1 protein-coding gene is annotated in these 1,464 nt (G+C 64.5%); it reads left to right on the top strand.

Features of this window, described 5'->3' with window-relative positions:
• The first annotated feature begins 284 nt into the window (after positions 1-284).
• The gene (locus WDU93_RS15205; protein ID WP_420064202.1) at positions 285-1,427 is read left to right on the top strand and encodes an IS30 family transposase; all 1,143 of its coding nucleotides are present in this window, start codon (positions 285-287) and stop codon (positions 1,425-1,427) included.
• Positions 1,428-1,464 lie beyond the last annotated feature (37 nt).

Genomic DNA, 1,464 nt, shown 5'->3' on the forward strand with positions numbered 1-1,464 from the left:
GGCGGGTTCTAACGGTCGTCGCAACACCCCGAGTTTGGGAGGTTGCGACGACCGTGTCGTTTTCGGAGGAGAGGGCGCAGCTGCGGGCTGAGTTCGTGGCGTTGCTGGGGTCGCTGGGGAGCGTGATGCTTGCTGCGCGGGAGTTGGGGTTGAATGTCAATACCGCGCGTTCGTGGGCTCGGGAGATCGGGTTCCGTGTGAAGGTTTATCCGTCACGTCCGCATCCGGGGCGTGCTGAGTTCGCGCGTTTGCGTGCCGAGGGCGTCTCGCGTCGGGAAGCTGCGATGCGTGTCGGGATCCATCCACGGACCGCAACGGACTGGGATAACGGGGTGCGGGAGTCGCGTGATTCGCGGTTCTATCCGGACGGTCGGCGAGTGAATTACGCGACTGGCGAGGTCACGATGGAGAGTATGTCGAGTCAGCCGTCACCGGTGTCAGATGTTGTGGGGAGCCGGTTGTTGTCGCTGCTTGAGCGGGAGAAGATCGCCGACCTGCGCCGGGCGGGGTTCTCGTTGCGGGCGATCGGGCGGGAGATGGGCCGGCCGGCGTCGACGATCATGCGTGAGCTGGACGCTCACACGGTCGATGGTCGGTATCTGCCGTATGCCGCGCATCGCGCGTCAGCAGCAGCACGCGCGCGTCCGAAACCGGCGAAGCTCGCCCAGCCGGGCAGGTTGCGGGATTACGTCACGGACGGGCTTTCGCGAAGATGGTCTCCGGAGCAGATCCGCAACCGGATCCGCGAAGAGCATCCAGACGATGAGGGTATGCGGGTGAGCACCGAGACGATCTACCAGGCCCTCTATTTCCAAGCTCGCGGCGGTCTGCGACGCGAGGTCGCTCAGGCATTGCGCAGCGGCCGGGCCCGTCGCGTCCCGCAGAAGTCGGCGGAGCGCCGCACCAGCCGGTTCGTCGATCCGATGATCATGATCATTGACCGGCCTGCCGAGATCGAGGATCGCGCTGTCCCCGGACATTGGGAAGGGGATCTGATCACCGGGGAGAAGAACAAGACCGCGATCATCACGCTCGTCGAGCGGACCACCCGATACGTGATGCTCGGACACCTGCCCGGAGACCATTCCGCATCCGCCGTCCGCGATGTCCTTCAGAACCTGATCGGGACGCTGCCGGAGCATCTGCGGGGGTCGTTGACCTGGGACCAGGGAGCCGAGATGGCCGAGCACAAGGCGTTCAAGATCACCACCGGCGTCCCGGTCTACTTCTGCGACCCCGCATCGCCATGGCAAAGAGGATCGAACGAGAACACCAACGGACTGCTACGCCAATACTTCCCGAAGGGCACTGACCTGTCGGTCTTCGGCCCCGCAGACCTCGAGCACGTCGCCCAGCAACTCAACGGCCGCCCACGCAAAACGCTCGGCTGGAAAACTCCAGCCGAGCGCCTGCTAGAACTTGTCTAGTTCGTTTCGGTGTTGCGACGACCCCTTGAAACCGCCC

Source organism: Microbacterium istanbulense, assembly GCF_037204145.1.
Taxonomy (GTDB): Bacteria; Actinomycetota; Actinomycetes; order Actinomycetales; family Microbacteriaceae; genus Microbacterium; species Microbacterium istanbulense.